The 17,810-nt window shown below is 66.1% G+C and carries 17 protein-coding genes and 1 other RNA gene; 16 read left to right on the forward strand and 2 right to left on the reverse strand.

What is annotated here, in order from left to right:
- The first annotated feature begins 8 nt into the window (after nt 1–8).
- The 7 genes from WQQ_RS13090 to WQQ_RS13120 all read left to right on the forward strand — a co-directional run bounded on the left by WQQ_RS13090 (nt 9) and on the right by WQQ_RS13120 (nt 6,269).
- On the forward strand, nt 9–275 hold the full coding sequence (locus WQQ_RS13090; RefSeq protein WP_007185676.1) for an HPr family phosphocarrier protein: 267 nt from the start codon (nt 9–11) through the stop codon (nt 273–275).
- Nucleotides 276–384: 109 nt separating this feature from the next.
- Nucleotides 385–2,127 carry a phosphoenolpyruvate--protein phosphotransferase gene (gene ptsP, locus WQQ_RS13095; RefSeq protein WP_007185677.1) on the forward strand — a complete coding sequence of 581 codons (1,743 nt, stop codon included), beginning with the start codon at nt 385–387 and terminating at the stop codon, nt 2,125–2,127.
- Nucleotides 2,128–2,387: 260 nt separating this feature from the next.
- Complete coding sequence (petA, locus tag WQQ_RS13100) at nt 2,388–2,981, forward strand: ubiquinol-cytochrome c reductase iron-sulfur subunit (protein ID WP_007185678.1); 594 nt, start codon at nt 2,388–2,390, stop codon at nt 2,979–2,981.
- An 18-nt stretch (nt 2,982–2,999) separates the two neighbouring features.
- The gene (locus tag WQQ_RS13105) at nt 3,000–4,253 is read left to right on the forward strand and encodes a cytochrome b (RefSeq protein WP_007185679.1); all 1,254 of its coding nucleotides are present in this window, start codon (nt 3,000–3,002) and stop codon (nt 4,251–4,253) included.
- Nucleotides 4,250–5,026, forward strand: coding sequence for a cytochrome c1 (locus WQQ_RS13110; protein ID WP_007185680.1), 777 nt, complete (start codon nt 4,250–4,252; stop codon nt 5,024–5,026). Before WQQ_RS13105 ends, WQQ_RS13110 begins: the two co-directional genes overlap by 4 nt.
- A 117-nt stretch (nt 5,027–5,143) precedes the next feature.
- Nucleotides 5,144–5,788: a glutathione S-transferase N-terminal domain-containing protein gene (locus tag WQQ_RS13115; protein ID WP_007185681.1), complete on the forward strand. Its 645-nt coding sequence runs from the start codon at nt 5,144–5,146 to the stop codon at nt 5,786–5,788.
- A gap of 58 nt (nt 5,789–5,846) precedes the next feature.
- Nucleotides 5,847–6,269, forward strand: coding sequence for a ClpXP protease specificity-enhancing factor (locus WQQ_RS13120; RefSeq protein ID WP_007185682.1), 423 nt, complete (start codon nt 5,847–5,849; stop codon nt 6,267–6,269).
- A gap of 14 nt (nt 6,270–6,283) precedes the next feature.
- Here WQQ_RS13120 and WQQ_RS13125 read toward each other — a convergent pair whose 3' ends face one another.
- Together WQQ_RS13125 and WQQ_RS13130 are read right to left on the reverse strand one after the other, a co-directional pair.
- Nucleotides 6,284–6,634, reverse strand: coding sequence for a YraN family protein (locus WQQ_RS13125; RefSeq protein WP_007185683.1), 351 nt, complete (start codon nt 6,632–6,634; stop codon nt 6,284–6,286).
- 6 nt (nt 6,635–6,640) lie between these two features.
- Nucleotides 6,641–8,524, reverse strand: coding sequence for a penicillin-binding protein activator (locus WQQ_RS13130; protein ID WP_007185684.1), 1,884 nt, complete (start codon nt 8,522–8,524; stop codon nt 6,641–6,643).
- Nucleotides 8,525–8,569: 45 nt separating this feature from the next.
- Between WQQ_RS13130 and rsmI the strand changes: the two genes are divergently transcribed.
- The 9 genes from rsmI (at nt 8,570) to mraY (ending at nt 17,767) form a co-directional block, all read left to right on the forward strand.
- A complete protein-coding gene (rsmI, locus tag WQQ_RS13135; protein WP_007185685.1) occupies nt 8,570–9,454 on the forward strand; it encodes a 16S rRNA (cytidine(1402)-2'-O)-methyltransferase in 885 nt (294 codons plus the stop codon).
- Nucleotides 9,455–9,480: 26 nt separating this feature from the next.
- An RNA gene (gene rnpB / locus WQQ_RS23210) (RNase P RNA component class A) lies at nt 9,481–9,867 on the forward strand.
- A gap of 325 nt (nt 9,868–10,192) precedes the next feature.
- Entirely contained in the window at nt 10,193–10,633 is a 441-nt protein-coding gene (locus tag WQQ_RS13140; protein ID WP_007185686.1) for a division/cell wall cluster transcriptional repressor MraZ, read from the forward strand.
- Between the two features lie 75 nt (nt 10,634–10,708).
- Nucleotides 10,709–11,617, forward strand: a complete 909-nt coding sequence (gene rsmH, locus WQQ_RS13145) for a 16S rRNA (cytosine(1402)-N(4))-methyltransferase RsmH (RefSeq protein ID WP_007185687.1) — start codon at nt 10,709–10,711, stop codon at nt 11,615–11,617.
- Nucleotides 11,610–11,948 (forward strand): cell division protein FtsL, encoded by a 339-nt coding sequence (gene ftsL, locus WQQ_RS13150; protein WP_007185688.1) that lies wholly within the window; start codon nt 11,610–11,612, stop codon nt 11,946–11,948. Before rsmH ends, ftsL begins: the two co-directional genes overlap by 8 nt.
- Nucleotides 11,945–13,780: a peptidoglycan D,D-transpeptidase FtsI family protein gene (locus tag WQQ_RS13155; protein ID WP_007185689.1), complete on the forward strand. Its 1,836-nt coding sequence runs from the start codon at nt 11,945–11,947 to the stop codon at nt 13,778–13,780. Before ftsL ends, WQQ_RS13155 begins: the two co-directional genes overlap by 4 nt.
- Nucleotides 13,777–15,285: a UDP-N-acetylmuramoyl-L-alanyl-D-glutamate--2,6-diaminopimelate ligase gene (locus WQQ_RS13160; RefSeq protein WP_007185690.1), complete on the forward strand. Its 1,509-nt coding sequence runs from the start codon at nt 13,777–13,779 to the stop codon at nt 15,283–15,285. The genes WQQ_RS13155 and WQQ_RS13160 overlap by 4 nt, the downstream gene beginning before the upstream one ends.
- On the forward strand, nt 15,282–16,682 hold the full coding sequence (locus WQQ_RS13165; RefSeq protein WP_007185691.1) for a UDP-N-acetylmuramoyl-tripeptide--D-alanyl-D-alanine ligase: 1,401 nt from the start codon (nt 15,282–15,284) through the stop codon (nt 16,680–16,682). Before WQQ_RS13160 ends, WQQ_RS13165 begins: the two co-directional genes overlap by 4 nt.
- Nucleotides 16,682–17,767: a phospho-N-acetylmuramoyl-pentapeptide-transferase gene (gene mraY, locus WQQ_RS13170; protein ID WP_007185692.1), complete on the forward strand. Its 1,086-nt coding sequence runs from the start codon at nt 16,682–16,684 to the stop codon at nt 17,765–17,767. Before WQQ_RS13165 ends, mraY begins: the two co-directional genes overlap by 1 nt.
- The last annotated feature ends 43 nt before the right edge of the window (nt 17,768–17,810 follow it).

A 17,810-nucleotide genomic window follows, 5' to 3' on the forward strand; every position in this document is an offset into this window, starting at 1 on the left:
GAATTCTTATGGAACGCAGCGTCACCATCGTCAATCGTCTGGGTCTGCACGCACGCGCCGCGGCCAAGTTCGTCACGCTGGCTTCCAAGTTCGAGGCCGACGTGCGTGTGCGCAAGGATCAGCGTGAAGTCAGCGGCAAAAGCATCATGGGCGTGATGATGCTGGCCGCCGCGCAAGGCAGCCAGATCACGCTGATCGCCGAGGGCGAGGACGAACGGCAGGCGCTCGAAGAGCTCGAGGCGCTGATCGCCAACCGTTTCGGAGAAGAGGCGTGAACAGCCAGGAGACGGGAGACGGGAGACGGGAGACGCAAAGGCCGCTCTGTGGACTCGCTCCTCCGCCTTTGCTTCTACGTCTCCCGTCTCCCGTCTCTCGTCTCCCGTAATGAGCCTCTGGCTTTCCGGCATCGGGGTTTCTCGCGGCATCGCGATCGGCCGCGCGCAGAAGCTGCATTCGGACGAGCTCGAGATTCCCGAATACACGCTGGCGGCGGCGGATGTCGAAGGCGAGGTCGTGCGCTTCTACGGCGCGCAGCGTCGCGCGAAGGAACAGCTGCGCGAGGTGAGGGCGCGTATTCCGCTCGGCACGCCGGGCGATATCGCGGCCTTCATCGATACCCATCTGCTGATGATGGACGATCGCTCGATCACCGATGCGACGGTGGCGCGCATCCGCAGTGATCGCAGCAATGCCGAGGTGGCGCTGCAGAAGGCGCGCGATGCGCTGATCGCGGTGTTCAACCAGATGGAAGACCCGTATCTGCGAACGCGCCGGGACGATGTCGAGCACGTCTGCGATCGCATCCTGCGCGTGCTGCTCAAGAGCGAGCGCCAGCTCACGCTCAAAAGCGATGCGATCACCGAGCCTACGGTGATCCTGTCGGACGACATCACGCCGGCCGACATCATCCTGCTCGCGCAGCAATCGGTGGTCGCCTTCGTCACCGAATACGGCGGCCCGCTGTCGCACACCGCGATTCTCGCGCGCAGCCTCGGCATTCCGGCCGTGGTCGGTCTGCACAACGCGCGCCGGCTCGTGCGCGAGGGTGAGCAGTTGATCGTCGACGGCGAAAGCGGCCATGTGCTGGCCGATCCCGAAGTGCTGGCGACGGCTTTCTATCGGCGACGCCAGCAACAGCAGGTCCAGCACCGGAAGCGCCTGACCCAGCTGCGCGACATGCCGGCCGAATCGGTCGACGGTATTCGCGTGCACCTGCACGCCAATATCGAGCTGCCCGAAGATGCGGCGGTGGCTTCGGCCAACGGCGCCGAGGGCGTCGGTTTGTACCGCACCGAATTCCTGTTCATGAATCGCAAGGGCCAGCCGAGCGAGGACGAGCAGTACGACGCTTATTCGCGCGTGGTGTCGGCCGTGAAAGGGCCGATCACGATCCGCACGCTCGATCTCGGAGCGGACAAGCAGGTCGATTCGGGGCGCAGTCACGGCCCGACGCCGAACAACCCGGCGCTCGGCCTGCGCGCGATCCGGCTCTGTCTCAAGGACCAGGAGATGTTCCGCACGCAGGTACGCGCCCTGCTGCGAGCCGCTCACCACGGGCAGATGAAGATCATGCTGCCGATGATCTCCAACCTCGCCGAGTTCCGGCAGGCGGCGGCGATCATCGAAAGTTGTCGCGAGGAGCTGCGCCAGCAGGGCCTGGTCATCGCCTCGCCGCCGATCGGGGCGATGATCGAAGTGCCCGCCGCCGCGATCGCGGCCTCGATGATCGCCCGGCACGCCCGCTTCTTCTCGATCGGCACCAACGATCTGATCCAGTACACGCTGGCGATCGACCGCGTCGACGACGAGGTCAACTATCTCTACGACCCGCTGCACCCGGCGGTGCTGCAGCTCGTGCGCCTGACCATCCAGGCCGGTGCCGCGGCCGGCATCGACGTGTCGATGTGCGGCGAAATGGCGGGCGACCCGCGTTATACGCGGCTGCTGCTCGGGCTCGGCCTGACCGAGTTCTCGATGCACCCGACCAGCCTGCTCGAGGTCAAGCGCGTGGTCCGCGAATCTTCGATCGGCGATCTGCGCAGCAAGGTGTCGCAGCTGCTAGACCGCATGATCACGCAGGCCGAGGGTGCCGATGAACTCGAGGCGCTGCTCAGCGCGGGCAGCTGAGCGGGCGATCCGGGTGTCACGCGGATGGAGCGACGGCTGTCGCCGACGGGTGACATTCCGGGTTACAACCGTCGCATTTATGGGTTACGTCCGGCGCAATAGGGCTTTATAATCGATCGGCTTTAGTGCGTCTTAGGGGGAGTTCCGCAGCATGTCCTGGCACATGAACGCCGGTATCGCTGCGTCGAGACGTCAATACCAGACAGGCCGTTATTCGCTTTTTCAATCCTTGGCCCTATCTAAAAATGGAACATGTTGCGATGAGCAATGAAGGTGTGGATACCGGTCGACGCCGGTTCCTGACCCTCGCCACGACAGGCGTGGGCGCTGTGGGCGTGGGTGCGGTGGTGTGGCCTTTCCTGGCCTCCCTCAAGCCCAGTGAACGAGCCAAGGCGCTCGGCGCGCCGGTGACGGCTGACATCGCCGGGCTCGAAGCCGGTCAGATGATCACGCTGGCCTGGCGCGGCAAGCCGGTCTGGATCATCAAGCGGACGCCCGAGATGGTCGAGAGTCTCGCCAAGGTCAAGGGCGACCTGGCCGATCCGGAATCCACCGTCGATCACCAGCCCAAGTACGCGCAGAACGAAACCCGGTCGGTGAAGCCCGACATCATGGTCATGGTCGGCTCCTGCACCCACCTGGGTTGCTCGCCGACCTTCCGCCCGGATCATCCGGCTCCGGAAATCGCGCCGAACTGGCAGGGCGGCTTCTACTGCCCCTGCCACGGATCCAAGTTCGATCTCGCCGGCCGCGTTTATCGTGGCGTTCCGGCGCCGACCAACCTCGTGGTGCCGCCTTACAAGTTCGAAGGCGACAACTCGGTGGTGATCGGCGAAGACCAGGCTGCGGCCTAACCGACAGGGCAGACAGCAATGGCCATCGTACCCAATCCCTACAAGACCACCGGCTTCCTCGGCTGGATCGACGACCGCTTCCCGCTCACCAAGCTCTGGCGCGATCACCTCACCGAGTATTACGCGCCGAAGAACTTCAACTTCTGGTACTACTTCGGATCGCTCGCGCTGCTGGTGCTCGTCAACCAGCTGCTCTCGGGCATCATCCTGGCGATGCACTACAAGCCCAGCGCGGCCGAGGCTTTCGGCAGCGTCGAGTACATCATGCGCGACGTGCCCTGGGGCAACGTCATCCGCTACATGCATTCGACGGGCGCCTCGGCTTTCTTCATCGTCGTCTATATGCACATGTACCGCGGACTCATCTACGGCTCGTTCAAGAAGCCGCGTGAGCTGATCTGGCTGTTCGGCTGCCTGATCTTCCTCGTGCTGATGGCCGAAGCCTTCGCCGGCTATGTGCTGCCCTGGGGCCAGATGAGCTACTGGGGTGCGCAGGTCATCATCTCGCTGTTCGGAACCATTCCGTTCATCGGTCCTGACATCGTGGTCTGGGTGCAGGGCGACTACATCCCATCCGACGCCACGCTCAACCGCCTGTTCTCGCTGCACGTGGTGGCGCTGCCGTTCGTGCTCGTGGGCCTGGTGGTCGCGCATCTGATCGCGCTGCACGAAGTGGGCTCCAACAACCCCGACGGCGTCGAGATCAAGAAACACAAGGATCCGGAGACCAAGATTCCGCTCGACGGCATCGGCTTCCACCCGTACTACACGGTCAAGGATCTGGTCGGCGTGGCGATGTTCCTGATCATCTTCGTCGCAGTGATCTGCTTCGCTCCGGACGGCGGCGGCTATCTGCTCGAGAAGCCGAACTTCCAGGAAGCCAACCCGCTGGTCACGCCCGAGCACATCACGCCGGCGTGGTACTTCGGTGCCTTCTACGCGATGCTGCGTGCGACCCCGTCGATGTTCAGCTCCGCACTGCCGGGCGTGATCGTGATGTTCGGTGCCGTGCTGATCCTGTTCCTGCTGCCTTGGCTCGATCGCAACCCGATCAAGTCGATCCGCTACAAGGGCAATCTCACCAAGCTGCTCACGCTGATCTTCGCGATCGACTTCGTCATGCTGAACTACCTCGGCATGCAGCCGACCAGCGTGCTGTACACGATGCTGTCGCGCATCGGCACGGTGTACTACTTCGCGTTCTTCTTCTCGTTGCTGTTCATTCATAACTTCGAAAAATCCAAGCCGGTGCCGGAAAGGGTGACGGGATGAAGCGCTTCGCCAAATTGCTGACCGCGTTTGCGGGTCTGGTCGTCTCCGGTTCGGCGTTCGCCGCCGGTGGTCATGCGCTGCCTTACAGCTACACGCCCGATACTTCGAACCTGGCTTCGCTGCAGCGTGGTGCGCGTGATTTCATGGCGTACTGCTCGGGCTGCCACTCGATGAAGTACCTGCGCTACAACCGCATCGGCCAGGATCTCGGCATCCCGGACGATGTGCTCAAGAGCAGCCTGATGTTCACGAGTGACAAGCCGGGCGACATGATCCTGTCGTCGATGCCGGCCGAAGCGTCCAAGGCCTGGTTCGGCCAGACGCCGCCCGATCTGACGCTCGAAACGCGTGCTCGCGGTGCCGACTGGGTCTACAGCTATCTGCGCACGTTCTATGTCGATGCCAAGCGTCCGCTCGGGGTCAACAACCTCGTGCTGCCGAACGCCTCGATGCCGCACGTGCTGTGGGCGCTGCAGGGCTGGCAGGTCAAGCTCGACGAACACGCCGAGCCCAGCGATCACGGCGAAGGCGGGCATGCCGACGGCGGTGGCGAGCACCACGGCGTGCCGCTCAAGCTCGTGCAGCCGGGCAGCCTGACGCCCGACCAGTACGAGAAGTTCGTCGGCGACCTCGTGAACTTCATGGCCTACGCGGCCGAGCCGGGCAAGAGCATCCGCACGGGCGTGGGCCCGAAGGCGATGTTCTACCTGCTCATCCTGCTGACGCTCTGCTACTTCCTCAAGAAGGAATTCTGGCGCGACATCAAGCACTGATGTCCGTCTGAAAATCGCTTTGCCAGAAGCCGCTATGGAATCCTCCGTAGCGGCTTCTTCGTTTTTGGCCCTGCCGTGCTGTCGACTTTTTGCCCAGTGATCGCCTAGAGTCCCGGGATGTCTCTGCGCGCCAAAACGAAATACGTGCCGCCGAACAAGCCCGCGGCCAATTCCGGTATCACACTGTTCTACAGCGCCGGCGCGGTGGCCTGCCTGTGGGTGCGGCTGGTGCTCGCCGAGAAGGACGTCGACGGTGCCCGTTTGCAGATCGAGCGGCCCGGACGTCCGAGCGAAGACCTCGCCCTGCTCAATCCGACCCATGCTTTGCCCACACTCGCCGATCGCGACACGGTGATCTATCCGGCGCGCGTGATCGTCGAATACCTCGACGAGCGCTATCCGCATCCGCCGATGATGCCGCCCGATCCAGCCCAGCGCGCCCGCCTGCGCATGGTGCTCGATCGCATCGAGGCCGATCTGTATCCGTTGCTGCCGGCCGCCGAGAACCCGACCAGCGCGAGCGGTCGCGATGCGCGCAAACGGCTCGTCGAACGACTCGTCGCCAGCGCGCCGCTGTTCGGTGGCCGCAGCTGGTTCCTCGGTCAGGATCATTCCATCGTCGATAGCGCCTGGACGGCATTGTTCTGGAAGATCGCCGAGATCAAGCTCGATTTGCCGCCCTCGGCCGATCCGCTGCGTCGCTACGCGCAGCGTGCCTTCGCCCGCGCCGCGGTGGCCAAGGTCATGCAGGCGTCACGCTGAGCGGCGGAACCGACTACACTCGGCTTCGCTGCAGCCACCACCGATTTCGCACGATCCCATGCCGGTTTTTCGCTCTCGCCGTCCTTATCTGATCCGCGCTATCTACGACTGGGCGACCGACAACGGCCACACGCCGCACTTGCTCGTGTCGGCCGATTATCCGGGTGTGGTGGTGCCGCGCGAGTACGTGCAGGAAGGGCGCATCACGCTCAACGTGAGCCCGATGGCGGTGCAGAACCTCGACGTGCAGAGCGATCCGATCTGGTTCTCTGCGCGCTTTTCGGGACGCTCGTTCGACGTGCAGGTGCCCAGCGGCGCGGTGCTCGCGGTGTTCGCGCGCGAGAACGGCGAGGGCATCGTGTTCGGAGAAGTCGAGCCGCCCGAATCCGGTGACGGCAAGCCGACGGATACTCCGCGGCCACCCGACGAGCCGAGCAAGCCGCCGCGTCCGGGCCGGCCGAACCTGCGCGTCGTCAAATAGCCGCCGCGACGCCGTCAATCGGCGTCGAAAGCCCCGCGTATCCACTCGATGCGATCGGTCGAATCGAGCGCGATGACATCGAAACGCACCGGCATGTCCGCGAATTTCGCATTCGATGCGAGCAGCCAGCGCGCTGCTAGCACGATGCGTTGCCGCTTGGTTGCCCCGATGGTCTCGATCGCGTTGCCGTAGCGTGCGTTGCCACGCTTGCGCACTTCGACGATCACGAGCGTGTCGGGCTTGCCGCGCTCGCGCATGACCAGATCGAGCTCGCCGCCGCGAGCGCGGAAATTCCGCTGCAGCAGCGTCAGCCCCTTTGCCTGCAGATGGCGCAGCGCGAGGTCTTCGGCATCTGCGCCCTTCATCTTGAATCAGGGCGCCGAGCTGGCGACCGCCGTGTTCATCGGCGCGCTGCAACCGAGTTCGCGCGCGATGCGCCCATCGCCGCCGATCACGAGCCGGCCGCTCGCCCCGTCGATGCGGTCGCCCGCATGCAGATTGTTGGCGAGCAGGCGGTTGGCGACGCGAAACGCGTCGCCACCGAGTGCGACCAGGCGCGGGTAGTCTCGCATCGGCCCCGCGTCCATCGCCGCCGCTTCGCTGCGCGCCTGCGCCCACTGGCCCTGGGTTTCGAGCATCCACGGCATGTCGCAGACGCTCATGCGTTGCCAGTCGATGCCGCGGCCTTCATAGATCAGCGAGGTGCTCACGATCGGCAGGCCGCTCGCGCGGTAGAAGCGCAGCTGCGGCAGGATCAGATAGCTGTCCGAGGGCTTGGCGGCGAGGAAGATGAAATCGACATCCTCGCGCCGGCGCGCATCGAACTCGGTGTTCTTGCCGAGCACCGCGGTCAGCGCCTTGTGCCGGCCTTCGCTCGCGTCGAGCGCCATGAGCTTCTTGACCACCTTCGACGGATCGGGCGAGCCGGACTGGAAGGCCTCGGCCGACACCACGGTGCCGCCGAGCGAGGTGAACTGCTCGCGGAACGCGATCAGCACGCGATTGCCCCATTCGCTGGATGGAACCAGCGCGAGCGCCCGGCGACGGTTCTGGGCGATGGCCTGCGTGGCCGCAGCCCGGGCTTCGTCTTCGGGGGCGAGGCCGAACTGCAGAAAATTCGCGGGAGCCGGCTGATTCGCGTCGAGCGCGTTGAGCGCCAGCAGCGGAACCGCCGGCGGGCCCATGCGGGCGAGCGCGGCGACGGCTTCCTTGACGAGGGGGCCGACGATCACGCCGGCGCCTTCGCTCAGCGCGGTCTGGTACGCGCCGATCGCCTGGCTCGCGTCAGCCCCGCTGTCGTAGACCCGAATGCCGCCGCCGGCTCCACCCTTGTTCGCTGCAGCCATGAAGCCGACGCGCACCGCTTCACCGGTCGCGGCCAGCGGGCCGCTGAGCGGGACCAGCAGGGCAATGCCGTTGCCGCTGCGGTTGCCCGCGTAGACCTGCAGCGGCGCATTGCTGATCGGCGCCGGCGCAGATACCGGCGGGTAGCCGGCTGGGGCCGGCGCGGCCGAGAAACCGTTCGCCGCGCCCGGCGGCAGGGCGGCCGATGGTGCAGACGCGAGGGGCGAGGGCGCTGCCGGCGTCGCGACGGCCGGCGTTTGCGCAGGGCGCGCCGTGAAGCCCGCGATGCGCGCATTGCCCGGATGACCGGGAAATTTCGCGCTCCAGGAGTTGTAGTTCGCCATCGAGCCTTGGCGCCAGTTCTGGAACAGCTCGAGCCAGCCGCGCGTCGCCGTGTTCTGGGCGGCGAATTTCGGCAGGTCGTTGGCCTCGGGCGGGTTGCGCATCAGCCCGTTCCAGATTTGGTCGCGGTTTTCGGCGAGCGCGGCCGGGTCGTTCTGCAGAAAGCGTTCGCGCTGCACGAGCGCACGCACCGCCGCCACCGGATCGCCGAGCGCGAACAAGGCCTGTGCACGCAGCTGTTCGATCTGCGCCGCGTAGAGCGGAACATGGTCGGAGCTGCTCGGCAGCGTTTGCAGGGCCGGCATCGGCTGGCCGCGCTTGAGCAGGATATCGGCGCGCACGATCTGCGCGCGCGCCATCTGCGGCATCGTCAGCGAGCCGGCCGGAATCCGGCTGAGCCAGGTTTCGGCGAGCTTGTCGTTGTCGGTGTTGATCGCCGCTTCGGCGGCGGTCAACGCCTGCTCGGCTGCGGGCTGGGGATCGGCCGCGGCGCTGGAGGTGCCCAGGGCGCTGGCCAGTGCGAGGCTGAGCCCGAACAGGCTCGCTGAGAAAAGTCGGGATCGCAGCATCGGTAAAGTATCGCACGCCAATTGCGCACCAGGATTGCAGTTCCCATGTCCGAGCTTTCTTCCAGCACTGCCGAAAACGCCGTCGCGCCCGGCCATCTCTATGTGGTGGCGACGCCGATCGGCAACCTCGGCGATCTGTCGCCGCGCGCCCAGGCGGTGCTGCGCGGAGTCGATCGCATCTGCGCCGAGGACACCCGCACCTCGGGCAGCCTGCTCGCGCATTTCGGCATCCAGCGGCCGCTGAGCCCCTTGCACGAGCACAACGAAGACCGTGCCGTCGCCGACGTGCTCGCCCAGTTGCGCGAGGGCCGCGCGGTGGCGGTGATCTCGGATGCCGGAACGCCGCTGATTTCCGACCCGGGCTTCGTGCTCGTGCGGGCCGCGCGCGAGGCCGGGATTCCGGTCATCGCCGTGCCGGGGCCGTGCGCCGCGATCGCCGCGCTGTCGCTGGCCGGGCTGCCCAGCGACGCCTTCTGCTTCGCCGGCTTTCTGCCGCACAAGCAATCCGCCCGCCGCGAACGCCTGCGCGAACTCGGCGGCCTGCCGCAGACCTTGATCTTCTACGAATCGAGCCATCGCATTGCCGAGACGCTGGACGACCTCGTCGCCGAACTCGGCCCCGAGCGCCGCGTCTGCCTGGCGCGCGAGATCACCAAGCGCTTCGAGCAGAGCGTGCTGCTGCCGGCGTCCGAGCTGGTGGCCTGGCTCGCGGCCGACAGCAACCGCGGGCGCGGCGAGTTCGTGCTGGTGATCGAGGGCGCACCGGCTGCCAGCGCCGGCAAGACCGAACAGCTGCGCCTGCTGCGCGTGCTGCTCAAGGAGCTGTCGCCGGCCAAAGCGGCGCGCGTCGCCGCCGAGCTGACCGGGGCGCGCAAGAACGAGCTCTACGCGCTCGCGATGGAGCTCGGTAGTTCGGGCGGCTCGGAATAAGGCGGCGGCTGCAGTAGACTCCGCGCCGAGTCGGCCGAACAACCGCCGCCGTCGCAAGACGGGGGAGGAAAGTCCGGGCTCCATAGGGCAGAACGCCAGGTAACGCCTGGGAGGCGCGAGCCTACGGCCAGTGCAACAGAGAGCAAACCGCCGATGGCCCGCGCAAGCGGGATCAGGCAAGGGTGAAACGGTGCGGTAAGAGCGCACCGCGAGTCCAGCAATGGACCGGCACGGTAAACCCCGTTCGGAGCAAGGCCAAATAGGGTGGGACGCGGTCGCAAGATCGCAACGCGTGGCCCACGCGCTCACCGGGTAGGCTGCTGGAGCTGCACGGCGACGTGCAGCCTAGAGGAATGGTTGTTGAGGGGTCGCAAGACTCCAGACAGAACCCGGCTTATAGGCCGACTCGCTTTTTTCGTTTTCGAATCCCCATCGAACGCCACGAGCTGACTTCCACTTCAGGAAGTTGGCGCAAGTGGCTGTTTTTTCGTCAGTCTTTCCCCCAGAAGTCCTGAATCCCACCTGAAGCTCAAGCCCTTGTTTCGGCTTGGTATTTCGGTTGCGCGCACCAAGGCCGTGGAATATAGTGGCGCGGAGTGGGGCAAAGTGGGGCATCAAAACCATCGAGTGGTGAATTCGGCGGGCTTGAGGCTTTGAAACATTGTTTGGAGCGGGGGGTTGCTTCCGTAACGACTTTCTCAGGCGGGTGGACCGGCTGCGGTCCAAAGTGAGTGCTCGGTGTTCTCAGGCTGGTATGCCGTTTCCTTGGACGAGAAGGGCCGTGTCGCGGTCCCGGCCTCGTTTCGGCATGCGCTCGCCAAATCCGACGCCGGCCCGCTGTACCTGACTCCGTTTTCCCACGATGGCAAGCCGCATCTCGAAGTGTTCCCGTCGGCCGAATTCGCCCGCTTGGCCGAGCAGATCCAAAGCCTCGAAGACAGCGAGCAGGCCGAATTGCTCAAGCAGGAAATCATCGGCCGCTCGGTCGCCGTCGAACTCGACGGCCAGGGCCGCATTGTGCTGCCGCAGTGGCTGCGCGAAGAATCCGGCCTGCTCAACGGCCGCGTCGTCGTCGAAGGGCAGATCAGCCGTTTCGATATCTGGGACGAATCGCGTTACCAGGCGCGCCGTGCCGAGCCCGAGCGCGTCAAGCAAGCGCTCAAGCTCATCAAGCGGTGATGCGCCATGGAAATCCCTTTCCCCCAAGCGGCCGCCTCTGGCGGCTTTTCTGCCTCTATCCGACCTGAGCGCTCCATGGCCGACCCGCACCGCCCGGTGATGCTCGACGAAGCCCTGGCCGGTCTGGCCCCGCGGCCCGGTGGCATTTATCTCGACGGCACCTATGGCCGTGGGGGGCACAGCAACGCGATCCTCGAAGCGATCGGTGACAGCGGCTTCCTGCATGCAATGGATCAGGATCCGGCCGCGATCGCGGCAGCCAACGAGCGCTTCGCCGGTCGCGCGAACTTTCGCATCCACCATCGCAATTTCGGTGAACTCGGGCAGCTTGCGCGCGAGCTCGATCTGGTCGGCCGCATCGACGGCATCCTGCTCGATCTCGGCGTGTCGTCGCCGCAGTTCGACGATGCCGATCGCGGCTTTTCGTTTTTGCGCGACGGCCCGCTCGACATGCGCATGAACACCTCGGCTGGCGAGCCGGCCTCTTCGTGGATCGCGCGCGCCAAGGACAACGAGATCGCCGACGTGCTGTATCAGTACGGCGAAGAGCGCGCGAGCCGTCGCATCGCGCGGCGCATCGTCGAAGCACGCACGCAGACGCCGATCACGCGGACCACGCAACTGGCCGAGATCATCGCGCGCGCCATGCCCGGCCCGCGGCAGAAGATCCATCCGGCCACGCGCAGCTTCCAGGCCATTCGCATCTACATCAACCGCGAGCTCGACGTGTTGCCGCAGGCGCTCGGCGCTGCGGCCGAAGTACTCGCGCCGGGCGGACGGCTCGCAGTGATCAGCTTTCATTCGCTCGAAGATCGCATCGTCAAGCGCTTCATTCGCGACAGCCGGCAGACGGCAGACGGCAGACGCGAGACGCAAGTCGCTCTGCGCCGCGTTTCTCGTGATTTTCCGACCGATGCCGAATGCGAGATCAATCCGCGCGCGCGCAGCGCTGTGCTGAGGGTCGCGGAGAAGCTTCATGAGTGAGCGCAAGAACGTCTCCCGTCTGCCGTCCGCCGTCTCCCGGCAATCGATGCTGTTGCCGATGCTGCTCGCCATCCTCGTGATTCTGAGCGCGCTCGCGGTCGTGCGCGTCAAGCATGAGAACCGCCTGCAGACCACCGAGATCGAGCGCCTTCGCAAGGAGCACGACCGGCTCGAGATGGAATGGTCGCAGCTGCAGCTCGAAGACGCCGCGCTCGCCAATCACGGGCGCATCGAATCGCTCGCACGCGATCAGCTGGGCATGTCCGAGCCGCGCGACTACGTCGTCGTCGAACAACCTCGCGCACGCGGCCTGCGCAGGGATGGCCAGTGAAGCCCTACCTCAAGCACGAACGCGGCAACAACGGGCGCAGCAACGGCGGGCGCGGCGCGGGCGCGATTCCGAACGCGGCGCCTCACAAGGTGCAGCCGGTGGCGTCCTGGCGGCGCGTGCTCGTGCTGTGCCTGCTCTGCGTGGGCGCGACCGGGGTTTTCGCGCGCGCGTTCCAGCTGCAGGTGGTCGAGAACGATTTCCTCACGCGCGAGGGCAGCAAGCGCCACGTGCGCACGGTCACGCTCGAAGGCGGGCGCGGTTCGATCCGCGATCGTCGCGGCGAGCCGCTCGCGCTGTCGGCTCCGGTGGATTCGATCTGGACGGTGCCGAAGGCCTTGCTCGCCTCGACCGGCCACGTCGAGGCGATTGCGCGCATGCTCAATTTGAAGCCGCGTGATCTGACGCAGTTCCTGAAGGAGCGCGAGAACAAGCAGTTCGTCTATCTGCAGCGGCAGATGAACCCGGACGAGGCCAAGCGCCTGCTCGCGATCAAGGCGCCCGGCGTGTTCGCGCAGCGCGAGTACCGCCGCTATTACCCGGCCGGCGAAGTCGCGGCGCAGCTGGTCGGCTTCACCAATCTCGACGGCCGTGGCCAGGAAGGCATGGAAGTCGCGCAGAACAAGCTGCTGACCGGCCAGAGTGGTTCGCGCCGCGTGATCCGCGATGCCAAGGGCCGCATCGTCGAAGACACCGAAGACGCCAAACCCGCGCAGCCCGGGCAGGATCTCGAACTCACGATCGATCTGCGGCTGCAGTACCTCGCGTATCGCGAGCTCAAGAATTCGGTTTCCAAGTTCAACGCCAAGGGCGGGCTCATCGTCGTCGCCGACGTCAAGAGCGGCGAGATTCTGGCGATGGCGAGCCAGCCCGGCTACAACCCCAACAATCCGGACGAGCGCAAGGTGGGCGGCGCCCTGCGCAACCGCGCGATCGTCGACAGCTTCGAGCCCGGTTCGACGGTCAAGCCGCTGCTGATCGCACAGGCGCTCGACATCGGCGCGGTCAAGCCCGACGACCACTACGACGTCGGCCCGGGCTGGTGGAAGGTCGGCGCGCTGACGGTGCGCGACACGCATTCGCACGGCGACATGGACCTGATGTCGATCCTGACCAAATCGTCCAACGTCGGCGCGGCCAAGATCGGTCTGCAGATCGGCCCCGAGGCGGTCTGGAACGGTTATCAGAAATTCGGTTTCGGCGATCCGATCCATTCGGGTTTCCCGGGCGAGGCGAGCCCGGTGCTGCGCAACTTCCGCGAGTGGGGAACCATCGCCACCGCCACCGCCTCGTACGGCTATGGCCTGTCGCTGAGCTCGATGCATCTCGTGCGCGCCTACTGCGGGCTCGCGAACGACGGCCTGATGCCGCAGCTGCGCCTCGTCAAGAGCGGTGAGCCGGTGGCGCCGCAGCGCACCGTGTCGGCCGAGACGGCGCGCCAGGTTCGCCGGCTCATGCAGGGCGTGGTGTCGAAGGAAGGCACCGCGAGCCGCGCCGCGATTCCGGGTTATCGAATCGCCGGCAAGACCGGCACCGTGCACAAGGTATCGGACACCGGCGGCTACGCGAGCAAGCGTTATCAATCGGCGTTCATCGGCATGGTGCCGGCCGAGCATCCGCGCCTGGTCGGCCTGGTGCTGATCGACGAGCCCGGCGAAGGCGGCTACTTCGGCGGCCTCGTTGCGGCGCCCGCGTTTTCGACGGTCATGCAAGGCGCGCTTCGCCTGCTGCAGATTCCACCCGACGAGCCGATGCCGGTGATTCCGGCGACACAGCCTGCGGGCTCGATCGCAAGGCTCGGTACTGGCGGCGGCACGGCCGAGGTGCTGCGTTGAAGTCGGTCGCGCTCAAGGCCTTGTTCGACGGATTCGGCGCCGCCGCGCCGGATCTGAGCGTGAGCGGGCTCACGCTCGATTCGCGCGCGGTCGCGCCGGGTGACTTGTTTCTCGCCGTGCGCGGCAGTGCGGCACATGGACTCGCGCACGCGGCGCAGGCGGTGGAAAACGGAGCCGCGGCGATCGCCTGGGAGCCGGCGGGCGGCATCATGCCGCCGCAGCTCGGCGTGCCCGAGTTCGCGGTCGAATCGCTCGCACAGCGTGTCGGCGCGATCGCCTCGCGCTTCTACGGTGAGCCTTCGAAGAGCGCGTTCACGTTCGGCGTGACCGGCACCGATGGCAAGACCTCCACCGCGCATCTCGTTGCCCAAGCTTTCGATCGACTCGGCCGTCCGGCCGCGTATATCGGTACGATCGGCTACGGCCGACTCGCCGCGCTCGCCGACGCGAGCCATACGACGCCCGATCCGGTTTCACTGCAGCGCTGGTTCGCGCAAATGGTCGAAAGCGGTTGCAGCGCCGTGTCGATGGAAGTGTCCTCGCATGCGCTCGACCAGAACCGCGTCGGCGGCATTGCCTTCGATGCGGTGGCGCTGACGAATTTGCAGCGCGATCACCTCGACTACCACGGCACGCTCGAGGCCTACGCGGCCGCCAAGCGCAAGCTGTTCGAGCCCGGCGACGGCCGCGTGCTGATCCTCAATCGCGACGATGCGACCGGCGCGCGCTGGATCGAAGAATTTTCGCGCCTCACGCCTCACGCCTCACGCCTCACGTGCTATGGCCTCGACGGCGACAAGCCTTCGACGCCGCGCTACGTGATCGGCCGCGAATTGAAACTGCATGGACGCGGGCTGAGCCTCGTGCTCGACACGCATGCGGGCCGCGCGCAGCTCGACGCATCGCTGCTCGGACGCTTCAATGCCTACAACCTCATGACCGCCGCCGCTGCGCTGCTCGCAGCCGACGTGCCGCTGCAGGCCGTGGTCGAGGCGCTTTCGCAATCGCAGACAGTGCCGGGGCGTATCGAAGGTTTTCGCGGCGGCGCGGGCAAGCCGCTCGTGGTCGTCGACTACGCACATACGCCGCAGGCGCTCGAGCAGATTCTCAAGGCCGTGCGCGCGCATACCGCCGGCAAGCTCTGGTGCGTGTTCGGTTGCGGCGGCGATCGCGACAAGGGCAAGCGTCCGTTGATGGGCGCTGCCGCTGCTGCGCATGCGGATGCGCTGATCGTCACCGACGACAATCCGCGCACCGAATCGCCCGAGTCGATCACGCAGCAGATTCTCGAAGGTCTGCCGGCCGGCATCCAGGCGCCGGTCATTCACGATCGCGTCGAGGCGATCCGCACAGCGGTGAATCAGGCCGGCGAACACGATGTGGTGGTCGTCGCCGGCAAGGGGCACGAGGACTATCAGATCATCGGCACCCAGAAGCGGGCGTACTCGGATCGCCTGTTGGTCGCGCAACTGCTGGGCGGATCGACGCTCGGAGCGCGCGCATGAAGCCGACGCTCGCCGATCTCGCACGTCGTCTGAACGCGCCACTGAGCGGAGCCGACGCCGGCTTCTCTCGCGTGATTTCGGATACCCGCCAGTTGCAGCCGGGCGACCTGTTCGTCGCGCTCGTGGGCGAGCGTTTCGACGGTCATGATTATCTCGACGAGGCGCGCCAGCGCGGTGCGGTCGGCGCGCTCGTTTCGCGCGCCATCGACGTCGCGCTGCCGCAGGTGCTCGTCGGCGACACGCTCGCGGGCCTGCAGGATTACGCGCGCTCCTGGCGCGGCGACTACGCGCATCCGGTGGTCGCGGTGACCGGCAGCAACGGCAAGACCACGACCAAGCAGCTGCTCGCCGCGGTGCTCGCCGCGCGCGGTCCGGTGCTCGCCACCGAAGGCAATCTGAACAATCACATCGGCGTGCCGCTGACGCTCGCGCGCCTGCGCGACGACTATGCGACCGCCGTCATCGAAATGGGCGCGAATCATCTGCACGAGATCGAGGCGCTCGCCGCGATCGCGCAGCCGCAGATCGGCATCGTCACGCAGGCCGGCGATGCACATCTCGAAGGCTTCGGTTCGCGCGATGGCGTCGCACGCGGCAAGGGCGAGCTGTTCGCCGCGATCGCGCGGCAGCCGCAGGGCATCGCGATCATCAATGCGGACGACGTCTATGCGCCGCTGTGGTCCGCGCTCGCGGGCGGAGCACAGCAGATTCGCTTCGGCCTGTCGGCCGCTGCCGATGTGAGCGCCGACGAAATCCAGAGCTACGCGATCGACGATGGGCGCAACGGCATGCGCTTCACGCTGAGCCTGCCGAACGGCGAGGCCGAGGTGAGCCTGCCGCTGCCGGGCCGCCACAACGTGCTCAACGCACTCGCCGCCGCCGCCGCCGGTTACGCGCTCGGCCTGTCGGCCGACGTGATCGCGGCCGGCCTCGCGCAAGTGCAGGCGCCGAGCGGTCGCGTGGCCTGGAAGCGCATCGCGCCGAACGCGAGGCTCATCGACGACAGCTACAACGCCAATCCGACCTCGCTCGCCGCCGGCCTGCAACTGCTCGCCGCGCTGCCCGGCGAGCGTTGGGCGGTGCTCGGCGGCATGGCCGAACTCGGGGCGACGGCCGAATCGCTGCATGTCGAAGCGGGCCGGAGCGCGCGTGCGCTCGGGCTCGATCGGCTTTACGTCACCGGCGCGATGTCGCCGCATTACGCAGCCGGCTTCGGCGAGGGCACGCGCGTGTTCGCAACGCACGCGGAGCTCATCGCGGCGCTGCGGGCCGATATCGCGGCCTGCGCTTCGCCGCTGACATTGCTGGTCAAGGGCTCGCGCTCCGCGCGCATGGAGCTTGTCGTTCACGGGGTGGTTCAGGCGCCGCAAGACGGCGTCGACGGGGGAGTTCACTAATGCTTTATCACTTGGCCGAAGCGCTGAAAACGCATATCAGCGGCTTCAATGTGTTCGGCTATCTGACCGTGCGCGCGATTCTCGGCGTGCTGACGTCGCTGATCTTTTCGTTCACGTTCGGGCCGCTGCTGATCCGCAAGCTGCACGACTTCAAGTTCGGCCAGGTCATTCGCGAAGTCGGGCCGAAGTCGCACCAGGCCAAGACCGGCACGCCGACGATGGGCGGTGTGCTGATCCTTGCCGCGATCAGCGTCGCCACGCTGTTGTGGGCCGATCTGTCGAACCGCTTCGTCTGGTTCGCGCTGATCGTGACGGTGGCGTTCGGGCTCGTCGGATTCGCCGACGACTACATCAAGATCAAGTACCGCCGCAATCTCGGCTTGACCGCGAAGCAGAAGTATTTCTGGCTTTCGCTGGCCGGCTTCGGCACCTCGATCGCGATCTACCTGACCGCCAAGACGCCGGCCGAGACGCTGCTGATCGTGCCGATGCTCAAGGACGTGGCCTTGCCGCTCGGCGGCTTCTTCGTGATCTGGGCGTATCTGGTCATCGTCGGCACCAGCAACGCGGTGAATCTGACCGATGGCCTCGACGGCCTCGCGATCATGCCCTGCGTGCTCGTCGCTTCGGCGCTCGCGGTGTTCTCGTACTGCACGGGCAACGTGAAGTTCGCCAACTACCTGGGCATTCCGTACATCGCCGGCGTCGGCGAACTGGCGATCTTCTGCACCGCGATCGGCGGTGCGGGCCTGGGTTTTCTGTGGTTCAACGCGTATCCGGCGCAGGTGTTCATGGGCGACGTCGGCGCGCTCGCGCTCGGCGCGGCGCTCGGCGTGGTGGCGGTGCTCGTGCGCCAGGAACTCGTGCTCGTGATCATGGGCGGCGTGTTCGTCGCCGAAACCCTGTCGGTGATGATCCAGGTCGGCTATTTCAAGTGGTCGGGCGGCAAGCGCATCTTCCGCATGGCCCCGCTGCACCATCACTACGAACTCAAGGGCTGGCCCGAGCCCAAGATCATCGTGCGCTTCTGGATCGTCACGCTGATTCTGGTGCTGATCGGACTGTCGACGCTCAAGATCAGGTAATGAAAGCCGTGAGACGAGAGACGGGAGACGGAAGACGCTATGC

The sequence above is a fragment of the Hydrocarboniphaga effusa AP103 genome, from assembly GCF_000271305.1.
Lineage (GTDB): Bacteria > Pseudomonadota > Gammaproteobacteria > Nevskiales > Nevskiaceae > Hydrocarboniphaga > Hydrocarboniphaga effusa.